Annotated in this window: 16 protein-coding genes; 9 read left to right on the forward strand and 7 right to left on the reverse strand. The window is 74.6% G+C overall.

The window, feature by feature from the left end; translation table 11 throughout:
* Positions 1–2: 2 nt before the first annotated feature.
* On the reverse strand, positions 3–860 hold the full coding sequence (locus CNX65_RS23265; RefSeq protein WP_096495668.1) for a rhamnogalacturonan acetylesterase: 858 nt from the start codon (positions 858–860) through the stop codon (positions 3–5).
* A 380-nt stretch (positions 861–1,240) separates the two neighbouring features.
* Here CNX65_RS23265 and CNX65_RS23270 point away from each other — a divergent pair, with 380 nt between their 5' ends.
* Together CNX65_RS23270 and CNX65_RS38390 are read left to right on the forward strand one after the other, a co-directional pair.
* On the forward strand, positions 1,241–1,621 hold the full coding sequence (locus CNX65_RS23270) for a VOC family protein (protein WP_096495669.1): 381 nt from the start codon (positions 1,241–1,243) through the stop codon (positions 1,619–1,621).
* A 73-nt stretch (positions 1,622–1,694) separates the two neighbouring features.
* On the forward strand, positions 1,695–1,856 hold the full coding sequence (locus CNX65_RS38390) for a hypothetical protein (protein WP_177154324.1): 162 nt from the start codon (positions 1,695–1,697) through the stop codon (positions 1,854–1,856).
* A gap of 66 nt (positions 1,857–1,922) precedes the next feature.
* Here the strand turns inward: CNX65_RS38390 and CNX65_RS23280 are convergent, their stop codons facing one another.
* Both CNX65_RS23280 and CNX65_RS35630 read right to left on the reverse strand, forming a co-directional pair.
* On the reverse strand, positions 1,923–2,321 hold the full coding sequence (locus tag CNX65_RS23280; protein ID WP_096495670.1) for a hypothetical protein: 399 nt from the start codon (positions 2,319–2,321) through the stop codon (positions 1,923–1,925).
* Positions 2,318–2,557, reverse strand: coding sequence for a hypothetical protein (locus tag CNX65_RS35630; RefSeq protein WP_157767809.1), 240 nt, complete (start codon positions 2,555–2,557; stop codon positions 2,318–2,320). Before CNX65_RS35630 ends, CNX65_RS23280 begins: the two co-directional genes overlap by 4 nt.
* Before the next feature lie 135 nt (positions 2,558–2,692).
* Here CNX65_RS35630 and CNX65_RS23285 point away from each other — a divergent pair, with 135 nt between their 5' ends.
* From CNX65_RS23285 to CNX65_RS23300, 4 genes are all read left to right on the forward strand, one after another.
* Positions 2,693–3,586: an alpha/beta hydrolase family protein gene (locus tag CNX65_RS23285; protein ID WP_096495671.1), complete on the forward strand. Its 894-nt coding sequence runs from the start codon at positions 2,693–2,695 to the stop codon at positions 3,584–3,586.
* Positions 3,587–3,603: 17 nt separating this feature from the next.
* The gene (locus tag CNX65_RS23290) at positions 3,604–4,446 is read left to right on the forward strand and encodes an LLM class flavin-dependent oxidoreductase (RefSeq protein ID WP_177154325.1); all 843 of its coding nucleotides are present in this window, start codon (positions 3,604–3,606) and stop codon (positions 4,444–4,446) included.
* Between the two features lie 176 nt (positions 4,447–4,622).
* On the forward strand, positions 4,623–5,618 hold the full coding sequence (locus CNX65_RS23295) for an SGNH/GDSL hydrolase family protein (protein ID WP_096495673.1): 996 nt from the start codon (positions 4,623–4,625) through the stop codon (positions 5,616–5,618).
* 1 nt (position 5,619) lies between these two features.
* Complete coding sequence (locus CNX65_RS23300) at positions 5,620–6,624, forward strand: SGNH/GDSL hydrolase family protein (RefSeq protein WP_096495674.1); 1,005 nt, start codon at positions 5,620–5,622, stop codon at positions 6,622–6,624.
* Between the two features lie 127 nt (positions 6,625–6,751).
* Here the strand turns inward: CNX65_RS23300 and CNX65_RS36370 are convergent, their stop codons facing one another.
* Positions 6,752–6,913 (reverse strand): hypothetical protein, encoded by a 162-nt coding sequence (locus CNX65_RS36370; RefSeq protein ID WP_177154326.1) that lies wholly within the window; start codon positions 6,911–6,913, stop codon positions 6,752–6,754.
* Between the two features lie 17 nt (positions 6,914–6,930).
* Between CNX65_RS36370 and CNX65_RS23305 the strand changes: the two genes are divergently transcribed.
* Positions 6,931–7,590, forward strand: coding sequence for a hypothetical protein (locus CNX65_RS23305; protein WP_096495675.1), 660 nt, complete (start codon positions 6,931–6,933; stop codon positions 7,588–7,590).
* A 1-nt stretch (position 7,591) separates the two neighbouring features.
* On the opposite strand, the gene CNX65_RS37970 is transcribed toward CNX65_RS23305, so the two are convergent.
* Positions 7,592–9,340: a protein kinase domain-containing protein gene (locus CNX65_RS37970; protein WP_157767810.1), complete on the reverse strand. Its 1,749-nt coding sequence runs from the start codon at positions 9,338–9,340 to the stop codon at positions 7,592–7,594.
* A 293-nt stretch (positions 9,341–9,633) separates the two neighbouring features.
* On the opposite strand from CNX65_RS37970, the gene CNX65_RS35635 reads away from it, so the two are divergent.
* Positions 9,634–10,422: a hypothetical protein gene (locus CNX65_RS35635; protein ID WP_157767811.1), complete on the forward strand. Its 789-nt coding sequence runs from the start codon at positions 9,634–9,636 to the stop codon at positions 10,420–10,422.
* Here CNX65_RS35635 and CNX65_RS23320 read toward each other — a convergent pair.
* Positions 10,314–10,775, reverse strand: a complete 462-nt coding sequence (locus tag CNX65_RS23320) for a hypothetical protein (protein WP_157767812.1) — start codon at positions 10,773–10,775, stop codon at positions 10,314–10,316. The two genes, CNX65_RS35635 and CNX65_RS23320, sit on opposite strands and share 109 nt — an antisense overlap.
* A 194-nt stretch (positions 10,776–10,969) precedes the next feature.
* Positions 10,970–12,127: a TetR/AcrR family transcriptional regulator gene (locus CNX65_RS23325; RefSeq protein WP_096495678.1), complete on the reverse strand. Its 1,158-nt coding sequence runs from the start codon at positions 12,125–12,127 to the stop codon at positions 10,970–10,972.
* A gap of 221 nt (positions 12,128–12,348) precedes the next feature.
* Between CNX65_RS23325 and CNX65_RS23330 the strand changes: the two genes are divergently transcribed.
* Complete coding sequence (locus CNX65_RS23330; RefSeq protein ID WP_096495679.1) at positions 12,349–13,923, forward strand: AMP-binding protein; 1,575 nt, start codon at positions 12,349–12,351, stop codon at positions 13,921–13,923.
* Position 13,924: the final 1 nt, after the last annotated feature.

Here is a 13,924-nt window from a genome sequence, read left to right on the forward strand (position 1 = left end):
GCTCAGTGGGGCGGCGTGGTGGGCCAGGTGATCGCGCTCGGCGGGACGGTCGCGGTGAGCTGCCGGAACTTCCCGGACGGCACGATCCCCTGACCGCTCAGCGCGGTCGCGACGAGCCGGGCGACCTCGATCGCGCCCGCGCCCTGGAAGTGCGTGTTGTCCTCGATCCCGCCGGGGTAGTTCGGGGACTGCCCGGCGGCCAGGTGCAGGAAGTGCTCCTTGGTGCCCTCCACGCCCGCGCGGTTCCACAGCGCCGTGCTGGACGTGGTGAGGTCGATGAGCGGAACTCCCCTTGCCGCGGCCAGTTCCCGCATCGCCGCCGGGTACGCGCCGTGCGAGGGAGCCGCGGCCCCGGAGCCGGTGAAGCGGCGGCGCTCGACCGGGGTGATCAGGACCGGTTTCGCCCCCTTGGCGCGGCTCTTGTCGACGTACTGCGACAGGTGCGACTTGTACGTCGTGGACGGCTCGGTGTAGCGGGTGGGGTCCTCGACCTTGGAGTCGTTGTGCCCGAAGGAGATCAGCAGGTAGTCGCCGGGCTTGATCCGGGCGAGGACGTGGTCGAGCCTGCCGAGGTCGATGAAGCTCTTGGAGCTGGCCCCGGACTTCGCGATGTTCGCCGCGACCGCGCCGGAGTTCAGGAACACCGGAAGCGCCTGCCCCCAGCCCGCCCTCGGCGACTGGGAGGCGGTGTAGGTGGAGGCGGTGGAGTCGCCCGCCACGTAGATCGTGACGGGGGCTGCCGCCGAGGCCGCCGGGCCGGTCAGCGCGCCCGCCGACAGGGCCGCGACGACGCCGAGGACGACGGCGGGCGCGCGGCGGCGCGGGGTCCTGCGGCGCCGGAGCGGGGGTTTCGGTGCCATGCGCGATCTTCCCCTCCGAGCGCGCGGACGCGCCCACGGGAGCTGCGGGGTGATCAGCGCGCGCCGGTCTGGCAGCGGCGGCGGGGTCGACGGGCGGCGCGTCGACGCGGTGCGAAGTGGATTCGACTGGCGCTGATCTTGGGTGTTCGCAGTATGGGAGGACTTCGGGGGCGCGGGCAAGGGCGGGTGCCGGTTTTGTCCCGCATTTCCCTGCGTTGCGGGATTTTGAGACGCGCGGCGGGTGCACGCGGTGGGGCGATCGGGGCATCGGGACCGGGGGTCGGGTGGGGGAAATCGGGGGGCGGTGGCGCGCGGCGACGGGTAGGTTCCGGACGCCGTTCCCCGCAACTGCTCCCCGCAGTCGACCCGTGGAGGTCCCCATGGCGTGCCGCATCAGCGAACTCGTGCTCGGCTGCCGCGACCCGGAGCTGCTGGCCCGGTTCTGGTGCGAGGTGCTGGACTTCGTCGTGCTGGGCCGGGAGGACGACGGCAGCGTGGAGGTCGGGCCGCGCGAGGGGTTCGGCGGCGCGCAGCCCACGCTGTTCCTCAGCCGCAGGGCCGAGCCGGAGCCGGGCAAGCCGAGGCTGCACATCGACGTGAACGCCACCGACCGCGACCAGGACGCCGAGCTGGAGCGCCTGCTGGCCCTCGGCGCGCGCCGCGCCGACGTCGGGCAGACCGGCGAGGAGTCCTGGCACGTGCTGGCCGACCCGGAGGGCAACGAGTTCTGCCTCCTGCGCCGCAGGCTCGACCCGCTCTGACCCCTGAGCCGCGCACGGGTTCCGCGCGGCTTCGCGCCGGGTTCCGCACAACCGGCTGCCACGCCCGGTCCCCGTGCGAATGCTGACAGCCGCGCGAGCGGGCCCGGCGCTCCTGACGGTGGGCGGCGCCCTGCCGCCCCGGCGGGACGCCCACAACCAGCCCCGCTCCCCCGCGATCCGCGCCGCCTCGGCGCGGTTGCGGGCGGCGAGCTTCGCCATCGCCTTGGACGGGTAGTTGCGGACCGTGCCCTCGGCCGGCACTACCCGGATCACCCGGCCGCCCCCGTCGGGACGGTGACGGTCAGCGTCGTGCCGCCCGTCGCGCCGCACCTCGCCGCCCAGCGCCGAGCACCGCCATCGGCACGATCGCGGACCAGATGCGACGCGGGGAACCGTTGGCGTGCGACGGCTTTCCCCACAGGGCGGTGGTGGCCGCGCACACCGCGAACGCGAGCGGCCAGGCGTGCAGGGCGCCCAGGAGCGAGGCGACGGTGATCACGCCGTGCGCGCCGAAGGTGGCGACCACGGCGGTTCCGGCGGAAAGTCCCTGGCTGGCCTGGCTCCCGTGGAGCAGGTTGAACAGCACGAGGATCCCGACCGGCATGACGACGCCGCAGAACAGCGCAGTGGGCTCGCGCACGACGCCGCGCAGCTCGTCCCGCAGTCCGACGCCGAACACCCTGAGCGGCAACGGGTTCACGCCGCCTCCCCCTCGTCACGGACCGCCGTCAGCGCGAGCACGGCCTCCTCCGGTCCGGCGTCCCGCACCCGCAGCACGACGCGCTCGCCGGGGTCGACGCGCAGGTCGACGCCGTCGAGCGCGACCACGTCCCCGTAGCGGCGCCGCAGCCCCTCGGCGGTGCGGACCGCCTGTTCGGTCGCCGTGCCGCGAAGGCTGCCGGGGCGGGGTCGGGCGCGGTGGTGATCTCGTGTCACCGATCGGCGGTGACACAGGTGATCACGGGTGATCACGGACCGCTCCCGCTGGTGGCAGGCCCGGCTTGCCAAGCGGAACCATGTTCCGTATCTTTACCGGAGCAACGTTCCGCTTAACCCCGCTGGAGTCCTCCCGTGCCCACCCCGATCGTCTCCGTCAAGCCCGTCGTGCTCCCCGCCCCCGACCGGGGCGCCGACCTGCACGTGCGCGTCACCGCGCCCACCGCGGGGACCGGCCTGCCGCTCCTGCTGCTCTCCCACGGCTTCGGCGAGTCCCTGACCTCCTACGACCCGCTGGTCGACCACTGGGCCTCGCACGGCTTCGCCGTCGTGCAGCCCACCCACCTGGACTCGCGCACCCTGGCCCTGCCGCCCGAGGACCCCCGCACCCCGCTGATCTGGCGCCACCGCGTCACCGACCTCACCCGCGTGCTCGACTCGCTCGACGCCGTCGAGTCCGCCGTCCCCGGCCTCGCGGGCCGGGTCGACCGCGACCGGGTCGCCGTCGCGGGCCACTCCTTCGGCGCGCAGACCGCCGGGGTGCTGCTGGGCGCCCGCGTCCTGGACGCCTCCGGCGCGCCCGGCGAGGACCTGTCCGACCCCCGCGTCCGGGCGGGCGTGCTGCTCGCCGCGGCGGGCCTCGGCGGGGACGACCTGAGCCCGTTCGCGGCCGAGAACTTCCCGTTCATGAACCCCGGCTTCGCGCAGCTGACCGCGCCCGCGCTCGTCGTGGCCGGGGACGCCGACCAGTCGCTGCTCACCACCAGGGGCCCGGACTGGTTCACCGACGCCTTCCACCACTCCCCCGGCGCGACGCACCTGCTGACCCTGGTCGGCGGCGAGCACACCCTCGGCGGCATCCAGGGCCGCGAGGCCGCCGCGACCACCGACGAGAACCCCGAGCGGGTCGCCGCGATCGCCCGGCTCACCACCGCCTACCTGCTGGCCGCGCTGGGCGGCGACGACGCGGCGTGGACCGCCGAGTCCGCCGCGCTGGACGCCGGGATCGGGCGGGTGACGGGGAGGTGAGGCCCAGCTTCGGGATCATGACCCCGCCGCAGCAGGTCGACTACGCGGACGTGCTACGGGTGTGGCGGGAGGCCGACGGGATCGCGGCGATCGAGCACGCCTGGCTGTTCGACCACCTGATGCCCATCGGCGGCCCGGTCACCGGCCCGGCCTACGAGGGGTGGACGCTGCTGTCCGCGCTCGCCGCGCTGACCACGCGGCTGCGGCTGGGCGTCATGGTGACCAGCAACAGGTTCCGCCCGCCCGCGCTGCTCGCGAAGATCGCCACCACGGTCGACGTGGTCTCCGGCGGGCGGCTGGACCTGGGCATCGGCGCGGGATCGCGGCCGAGCCACCCGGCGGCGCGGGCGGAGTACGACGCGCACGGCTTGCCCTACCACGACGCCGGGCAGGCGGTGGCCGCGCTCGCCGAGGCGTGCCGGGTGATCCGGCGGCTGTGGACCGAGGACGAGCCGTTCGACTTCCGCGGCGAGCACGTGCGGCTCACCGGGGCGTTCGGCAACCCCAAGCCGGTGCAGCGCCCGCACCCGCCGATCCTGATCGGCGGGGTGGCGTCCGCGACGCTGCGGGTGGCCGCCGAGCACGCGGACGTCTGGAACGCGCCGGGTCACGACCTGGAGGCCGCCGCGCTGCGGTCGGCGCGGCTGGACCGGTACTGCGCGGAGCTGGGCCGCGATCCACGGTCGATCACCAGGTCCACGGTGCTCAACGCCTCGTACGAGCACCCGGAGCGGACGCGGGAGGAGATCGGGCGGGCGCTGGAGCTCGGGTTCTCGCACGTGGTGCTGGGGCTGCCGGGGCCCTACCCGGAGCGGGTGGCGCGGTGGGTCGCGGACGAGCTGGTCGCGCCGTTCGCCTAGCCCGGCTCCCCCGGTTCGGCTCCCCCGGTTCGGCTCACCGGGGCCGGGACGCGGGCCGGGACGGCAGCCGATCGAGACGGGTGGTTGACGGCGGGCGCCCTGGGCTTGCATGGTCTGAGGTCCCAACGGATGCCGGTGGAACCGCCGCACACCGCGTTCTCGCGAAAGGCACACGCATGACAGCGACGTCATGGGGTGCGGCCAGGTCTGCGGCGGTCCTGCTGTCCGCCGCGCTCGCCGGCGCCCTGCTCGCCCCGACCGCCTCGGCGGCGGTGGACATCCCGGTGTCCGACCCGAACATCTCCTACGTCGGCCGCTGGGACGCCACCGGCGACCCGCGCGTGCCGCACTGGGCGGGCGCCTACCTCCAGACCGGGTTCACCGGCACCACCGTGAAGCTCAAGCTGCGGGACGCCGTCAACGTGTACACCAGCGTCGACGGCAAGCCCGACGTGTTCCACGCGGGCGTGCGCGGCACCGTCGACCTGACCCCGACACCGCTGGCGGCGGGCAACCACACCCTGCGCGTGGCGTTCCGGTCCGGGGACGCGGTGTTCGGCGGGCTGGTGCTGGACAGCGGGGCGCGGACGGTGGCGTTCACGCCGTCGGCCAAGGTGCTGGAGTTCGTCGGCGACTCGATCACCGCGGGCTACCTGGACTCGAAGCTGGCGCTGTCCTCGTACGGCTGGCTGGTGGGTGAGAGGCTCGGCCTGCCGCGCACCGTGATCGCCCGCGCGGGCTACTGCCTGGTGGCGCAGTCGGGGTGCGTGGGGCAGTCGGCGCAGTTCTTCCGCACGGACAGCACGGGCGCGGCGGGCTGGGACTTCGGCCGGTACCAGGCGGCGGCGGTCGTGGTGAACCTGGGCACGAACGACATCGGCCACGGCGTGTCGGAAAGCGCATTCCAGACGGCGTACGCGAAGTTCCTGCGGGACATCAGGGCGAAGTACCCGAACGCGGCGATCTTCGCGTTCCAGACGTTGAAGAAGCGGTACGCCGCGCAGACCAGGGCGGCGGTGGCGGCCGTCGGCGACGCGCGCACGTTCTTCGTCGACACCAGCGGCTGGCTGACCACCGGGACCGACTACGCCGACGGCGACGGGCACCCCAACGACGCGGGCCAGGCGAAGATCGCCGACCGGCTCGCCCCGATCATCGCGGCGAGGATCTGACATGGGCGCACGACTGATCACCGCGGCCCTGGCCGCCCTGCTGGCCACCGGCCTCGCCACCCCCGTCGCCGCCGCCGCGACCGGCGACGGCTCCCCGACCGACTCGAACGTGCGGTACTTCGGCCGCTGGAACACCGCCGACAGCACCGCCCACGTCTCGGAGTGGGCGGGCGCGTACGTGCTGGTCGGCTTCACCGGGACGACGGTGAAGCTGAAGCAGCGCAACGCGATCGACCTCTACGCGAGCATCGACGGCGGCGCCGACGTGCTGCACGCGAACGTGAGCGGCACCGTCAACCTGACCCCGACGCCGCTGAAGGCGGGCAACCACGTGCTGCGCGTGTCGTACCGGCCGATCGCGGGCTCGTACAAGGGCGACGCGGTGTTCCGGGGCGTGGCGCTGGACCCAGGGGCGCGCACCTACGCGCCGACGACGCCCGCGCGCACGGTGGAGTTCATCGGCGACTCGATCACCGTGGGGCAGCTGTCGTCGAAGCAGGCCCTGACCGGCTACGCCTGGCTGACCGGCGAGCGGTTGGGCGCGGCGCACACCCAGATCGCCGTGGGCGGCGCCTGCCTGTACCCGGCGGCGGACGGCTGCATCGGCATGAGCGACCGCTGGCTGCGCACCGGTCTCGCGGCGACCGCGCCCCTGTGGGACTTCACGAGGTACCGGGCGGACGCGGTGGTGGTGAACCTGGGCACGAACGACGTGGGCCACGGGGTGACGGGCGCGCAGTTCCAGGCGGGGTACACGACGCTGCTGCGGCGGGTGCGGGAGAAGTACCCGAACGCGGTGGTGTTCGCGCTGCGGGTGTTCCGGGGCCGGTACGTCGCGGAGACCCAGGCGGCGGTGGCGGCGGTGGGCGACCCGCGGATCCGGTTCGTGGACACCACGGGGTGGATCGTGGAGTCGACGGACACGGTGGACAACGTGCACCCGAACGACGCGGGGCACCGGAAGGTGGCGGACCGGTTGACGCCGTTGATCTCGGGGGCTTGGTGAGCGCGGCGGGGCAGGCTCGTCCTGCCCCGCGTTCCGCGTCAGCGGCTCGGCTTCGCGGCGAACGTCCCGCCGACCCAGGCCGCCCGCGTGCGCGGGATCGCGGGGTCGGCGCGGGCCCGCCGGGACGTCAGCCCTTCTCGACCGCCTGCTCGGCGACCTTCGCGTGCAACCGCTCCCGGATCTCCTCCGGCGTGTAGGCCCGCCGCTTGCGCTCGGCCCGCGCCACCACCACCCCGGTCGCCGCGACCCCCGCGACACCGGCAAGTCCAACCAGCCTCCAGAACCGCATGTGCCTAGGCTACCCGGATGGGCGAAACGCGTATCTCCCTGGCCGAGGCCGTGGACCTCACCCGGACCGGCGACGTCTGGCTGTTCCGGGGCAGCTCACCGGCCGACCGGGCGATCCAGATGACCACCAACAGCCCCGTCAACCACGTCGGCATGTCCGTCGTCCTGGACGACCTGCCGCCGCTGATGTGGCACGCCGAGCTGGGCCGCTCGCTGCCCGACGTGTGGACCGGGACCCACCAGCGCGGGGTGCAGCTGCACGACCTGCACGACGCCGTCGTGGTGTGGGCGCGCAAGTACGGGCAGCGGGCCTGGCTGCGGCAGCTCGACCACTCGCTGGACGTGGACGACGCCGCGCTCAGGACCGTGGCCCGGCTGGACGGGACGCCGTTCCCGTCGACCGCGCGCCTGGCCGGGCGGTGGCTGCGCGGGCGGTTGCCCAGGGTGCGCCGGTCCGCCGAGACGACGCTGGAGACCGCCTACTGCGCCGAGGTGGTGGCGGTGACCTACGAGGCCATGGGGCTGCTGCCGACCGGTCGCCGCGCCAACTGGTACGACCCCGGCCGGTTCTGGAGCGGGGACGAGCTGGAGCTGCTCGCGGGCGCGCGGCTCGGCGCGGAGATCGCCGTGGACATCCCCGCCGACACCACCGAGGACACCGCCCCGCGCAAGCCGTGACTCAGGTCTGCACCGGGTAGACCGCGCCGACGGTGAAGCGGTCGCCGCAGACGACGGGCTGCTTGGTCCTCACCGTCATCGTGGACTTGGAGGCGGGCGGGAAGACGACGAGGGAGACGGGTTCCTCCCAGCAGCCCTCGTCGTCGTCCCCCGGTTCGCGCACGCTGGCGATCACGTCGGCCTGCACGGCCGTGCCGGGGACCAGGGTGACCGGTTCCTTGGGGCCGCCCACGCGACCGGCCGCGTCGCCGATGATCGCGTTGTCGCCGTCGCGCAGGGACACGCCGGGGAAGCCGTTGAGCACGCACTCCTGGTTGGAGGTGTTGGTGAACACCAGCCGGTAGCTGGCGACGCGCCCGCCGCGCTCGACCTCCTCGAAGGCCATGGTGAGCTGGGCGGTGGTGCAGCGGTTGCCGTCGGGGACGTCGGAGGCGGAGGCGGGCGGTTGGCCCGCGTCGCCGGGCTGCGAGGTCGCGGAGGTCGGCGGCTCGCCCGCCTGACCGGCGCCCTTGCCCTTGGTCACCAGGTAGAGCCCGCCGCCCGCGAGGGCGAGCACGGCGACGGCCGCGACGGCGGCGAGCGCGCCGGGACGGCGCTGGGCGGGCTGCGGGCCGGTGGGCACGGGGTGGTGGACCTGGTGCGGCTGGTCGGTGCGGTGCTGGTAGGCGGTGGGCGGCTGCTGGTAGCCGGTGGGCGGGAGGCCCGCGAGGGTGGGCTGCGGGCCGGACCGGGGCAGCTGCTGGGGTCCGGACGACGGGCCCTGGTGCAGGCCCTGGTGTGCGCCCTGCTGCGGGAACTGCGCCGGGTGCGGCCGGGGCGGGGTGTGCGCGGGCGGGACGGGCTGCGACGGCGCCGGCGTGGGCGGTCCGACCAGCACGTCGGTGCGCTCGTCGCGGGCCGCCGCGCTGCGGGCGAGTGCCCGCCGGTACGCCGGGTGCTCCACGAGCGGCGGCGCGGGCTGGCAGCGCTCGATGATCGCGTGCGGGTCGGGCCGCCGCGCCGGGTCGCGGTCGGTGCACGCGGTGATCAGCGCGGCCAGCCCCGGCTCGACGCCGTCGAGGTCGATGTCGGCCTGCACGGTCCGGTAGGTGATCGCGTACGCGTTGCCGTCGCCGAAGGGCGGCCTGCCGGTGGCGGCGCGGGCGATGGTCGCGCCGAGCGCGAACACGTCGGCGGCCGGGCCCACCGCGTCGTCGGTCAGCACCTCGGGCGCGATGTAGCCGGGGCTGCCGGTGGCCAGGCCCTGCTGGGTGAGCGCGGTCTGCTCGGTAGCGCGGGCGATGCCGAAGTCGATCAGCTGCGGGCCGGTCGCGGACAGGATCACGTTCTGCGGCTTGACGTCGCGGTGCCACACGCCGTGCGCGTGGATGTCGGCGAGCCCCTCGGCGAGGGCGGCGAGCAGCGCGCGGCACAGGTCGGGCGGCAGGCCGCCCTCGTCCTTGATGGCGCTGGCGAGCGTGGGGCCGGGCACGTACTCGGTGGCGAACCAGCAGGGCGGGGTCGTGGTCTCGGAGTCGATGAGCGCGGCGGTGTAGGCGCTGCGCACGGTCCGGAGCGTCTCGACCTCGCGGCGGAACCGCTCCAGCGCGTTCGGGTCCTCCTGGAACCCCAGGTTGATCACCTTGACGGCGGCCAGCCTGCCACCGGGTGAGCGCCCCAGGTAGACGCTGCCCATCCCACCGGAGCCGAGCCGCCCGGTCAGGCGGTAGCGGCCGATCTCCACCGGGTCGGAAGCGTGAAGCGGCTGCACGGGGAACCTCTCTGCGGGCGCTGCGTCCCAGGCAGCGTACTGGGCAGCGGACGGGCGCTCGGGCACCGGCCGATCGCGCTCCGGGCTCCCGCCGCCGGTCGTCACTCGCCGTAGAACGTTGACAGCACAGGGTTTTCGGACGTGACGGCGGTCACGGTCGCACGGGTGGTCCCGGCGCTGTTGTTGCGCGGCAACGGTTCCGGGCCCGGTCGCGGGACGTCCCCGGCCGACGCGCCCGCGCCCCGGAACGTGCGGCGGCAGGCCCGCGGTGACACCCCGGTGGCGGCGCGCAGGTGCTCGCGCGGCGACGTGCCGCCCGCGAAGCCGACCGGCGCGGCCGCGTCGTCGACCGGCAGGTCTGCGGACCCCGGCGGGTCGCGCGCCCGGTCGACCCGCTGGCGGTGCCGCGGCCGGGCGGGGCGCTGCGCCGACCAGGTGGACCCGCCCGCGCGGCACTGGCGTCCGGGCTGGCCGGGGCGCTCGCCCTCGCCGGGCTGGTCGCCACCAGCCCGCGGGCGGGAGCCGCCGCGGTGCCCGCGTTCCCCGGCGCGGCCGGACCCGCCACGCACGCCGGCGGCGGGCGGGGCGGGGACGTCCACGACGTCACCAACCTCACCGACAACGCCGCGGGCCCGCAGCCCGGTTCGCTGCGGCACGGCATCAGCACCGCGCCCAGCTCCGGGCGGACCATCGTGTTCGACGTCGCGGGCACCACCAAGCCCTCCCCCGCCGGACGCCAGGGCCGGCTCGGGATCGGCGCGAGCAACCTGACCATCGCGGGCCAGACCACGCCGAGACCCGGCGTCACGATCATGGGCTGGGCCACCAAGACCACAGCGGCTGGTCGGCGGGCTGGACGCTCGGCAGCGGGCAGTCGGTGCCCCAGGTGGAGCGGAAAGCCCAGCACCAGCGGGTCGAGCGCCACCGTGACCAACGAGTCCCACAACGGCGCGCCGGCGTCCTCAGTGGACGGTCAGAGCGCGGTCCCGCAGGGCGACGCGGTGTTCGAGCCGAGGTCCGGAGGGCCATCGGCCGCACCCCGGTTGCCGCTGCACGAGCCGGTGGAGAGCACCCCGTCGTAGGAGGTGGCGAACAGCAGGTAGTCGACCCCGACCCGCAGGTCCGTCCCGCACAGCGACCCGTGGACGGTGCTCTCGACCGTGACCGGGGCGGGTGGGACCGAACCCTTGTACTCGACCCCGACCTGGAGGGTGAAGCGGTACTTGTCGTCGTAGACCGAGCTGGAACCACCGGGGTCCAGGACCCGGTCGAGCACGACGGCGGTGAAGACGTTGTGGGCCCGCGCGTAGCGCGCCGCCTCGGTGTCACCGGGGAAGCAGCTGCACGCGCTGGCGGCTCCCGCGAGGACCGAGGTCGACAACCCCGCCACCAGCACCACAACGCCCGCGGCACGTGCCAGGAAACGCACCAGCATGAAGTCCTCCCCCTGACGGCGAGCAGCGGCGCGGCGGCACTCGCAGGGTAGCCGCGGGCGGCGAGGCCGGGCCAGGGGTCGGTCGTACGACTGCGACCTCGGCGAACGGCGCAGTGCCCCAGGGGCAGGGCGTCCCCCGGCCAGACGGGCAGCCGGGTCGGGGACAGCCGAGGACGTCCCGGCGCACCCCGGCGCTACACCCCCAGCGCCCCCACCAGCAGCGCCGCCACCACGTCGCGGTTCTCCGGCACGTCCCGCCACCGCAGCCGCCGCCCGGCCTCCACCACCACGCCGAACCCGGCGTGCACCAGCACCCTCGCCTGCCGCGAGTCCAGCTCCGGCCGCACCGCCCGCAGCTGCTGCTCCCACAGCGCGATGTGCTCCCGCTGCGCCACCACCAGCGGTCGCCGCAGCTCCACCGGCAACCCGACGATCTCGGCGCTCGCCACGCTGGTCAGCGCGGTCCGCTCGAAGTTGTACCCCACGTACGTCGCCGCCAGCGCCGCCACCGCCTCGCGCGGCTCGGTGACGCCGCGCAGGTTCTGCGCCACGGCCTGCGCGAACAGCTCCGCGTCCTGCAGGCACGCCGCGGCCAGGATGTCGGCCTTGCCGGGGAAGTAGCGGTAGATCGCCGACGGCACCACGCCGACCGCCTCGGCGATGCGGCCGTTGGTGACGTTCGCGAACCCGTCGCGCTCGAACAGCGGCACGGCGGCGGCGAGGATCTCCGCGCGCCGGGTCCTCGGCTCGGGCTGCGTCGGCAGCCGCACCCGGCGCCCGCCGCCCACCGCCGGGTCGGTCGCCACGACGCGGGACGCCGCCGCCTGCAGCAGCTCCGCGGCCCTGCGGGGCGCGATCGACGTGCGGTGCATGGTGATCGACCCGATCGCGCCCAGCGCGGCGGCGGCCCGCAGCTGCTCCCGAGGCAGCGGGTGCTCGCGCCGCACCGCGCCGGTGACCCGCTCGACCACGTGCCCGAACTTCGTCCTGAGCGCCTGCCGGTCCTCCCGGCCCAGGTACCGCGCCTCCCACCGGTACAGCCCGCCGGACGCCCGGTGCGCCACGGTGACCCGCGTCCCGGCCGCGAGCAGGTCGGACAGCGGCGCGCCGGGCGGGACCTCGTCCAGGGCCGCGACGAGCCGGTCCACCATCACGTGCGCGCACTCGGCGAACAGGGCGTACTTGTTCGGGAAGTGCCGGTACAGCGCGGCGGCGGTGATGCCGACGCCTGCGGCGATCTCCTCCATCGACGCCGCGTGGTACCCGCGCTCGGTGAACGCCCGGCCCGCGGCCTCGACGATCAGCTGCTTGCGGTTGCGCGGTCGGACGGCCGCGGTCGACTCGGCGGTCACCGCGGCACCCGTGCGCGCACGCGCGGGAACAGGGCCATGTGCGCCAGTCAACCACGAAGCGGAGCAAGCCAAGGCCAACGGCCCCGCGCGGATCGGCCGCCGCGCCCGACCGCGCCGCCCAAGGTGTGAATTCCGGTTAACTTACCCCTTCTCAACCAGCCACGCGGGTCGGCATAATGACGCCGCAACCGCTCGCCGCCCCGGTCAACGAGGAGTGGTCAATGCCGACCCCCGCGGTTCCCCCCTGGTCCTTCCGCCACCACTGGATGGCGCACACCGCCACCCACGCGGCCACCCGCCCGGACAAGCCCGCGCTGCGCTACCTCGGGCAGACCACGACCTGGTCGCAGCTGTCGGACCGCTCGCTGCGCCTGGCCGCCGCGCTCGCCGGGCGCGGCGTCGCGGCGGGCGACCGGGTGGCCACGCTGACGCTGAACCACCCGTGGTTCGTGGAGACCGTCTTCGGCGCGAACAGCCTGGGCGCCATGGCCGTCCCGCTGAGCTTCCGGCTGGCCCCGCCCGAGCTGGACTACATCCTGGCCGACTGCACCCCGTCCGCCGTCGTGGTGGACGAGCGCCTGTTACCCCTGTTGCGCGCCGTCCCGGCCGCCTCGCGGGTGGGCGCGGTCGTCGTGGTCGGCGGCGCGCTGCCCGAGGACGCGCCGGAGAACTTCCTGGCGTACGAGGACTTCCTCACCTCGCACGAGCCGCTCGACCCGCCGGACGTGCCCGAGGACGCGACCGCGCTGATCATGTACACCTCCGGCACCACCGGCCGCCCCAAGGGCGTGCTGCTGTCGCACCTGAACATGCAGGTGCAGGCGATCACCTGCGTGCGGGCGATGGAGATCTTCGACGACTCCGACGTCGGCTTCCTCACCGCGCCGTTCTTCCACATCGCCGGGCTCGGCTCGATCGTGGCGAACATCCTGGTCGGCGGCACGGTGGTGATCCACCCGCTGGGCGCGTTCGACCCGGAGGCGGTGCTCGACGCGTACGAGCGCGAGGGCGCGACGGTGGTGTTCAACGTGCCGCAGCAGTGGGACCTGCTGTGCGCGCAACCGGGCGTGGCGGAGCGGGACCTGAAGCTGCGGATCATCAGCTGGGGCGCGGCCCCCGCGAGCGACGCGACGCTGCGCGCGATGGCGAAGGCGTTCCCGGACGCGCTGAACGTGGCGGTGTTCGGCCAGACCGAGACCTCGCCGATCACGTGCGTGCTGCGCGGGGAGGACTCGCTGCGCAAGCTCGGCTCCGTCGGCAAGCCGATCCCGACCATCCAGTACCGGGTGGTCGACGAGCTCATGGCGGACGTGGCGCCGGGCGAGGTCGGCGAGATCGTCTACCGGGGGCCGACCGTGACGCGCGGGTACTGGCGCAAGCCGCAGGAGACCGAGGAGGCGTTCGCGGGCGGCTGGTTCCACTCCGGCGACCTGGTCAGGCAGGACGACGAGGGCTTCGTCTGGGTGGTGGACCGCAAGAAGGACATGATCATCAGCGGCGGCGAGAACATCTACTGCGCCGAGGTGGAGAACGCCGTCGCCGAGCACCCGTCGGTGTTGGAGGTCGCGGTGGTCGGGCGGCCGGACGAGCGGTGGGGGCAGGTGCCGGTGGCGTTCGCGTCCGTCGCGGGGTCGCTGTCGCTGCCGGAGCTGACCGGGTTCCTGGACGGTCGGCTGGCCTCGTTCAAGATGCCCAAGGACCTGGTGGTGCTCCCGGCGCTGCCGCGCAACGCGGGCGGCAAGGTGGTCAAGGGCGAGCTGCGCGCGCTGGACGCGGGGCGGTCGACCGGGGGCTGAG

It is taken from the genome of Actinosynnema pretiosum, from assembly GCF_002354875.1.
Classification (GTDB): Bacteria; Actinomycetota; Actinomycetes; order Mycobacteriales; family Pseudonocardiaceae; genus Actinosynnema; species Actinosynnema auranticum.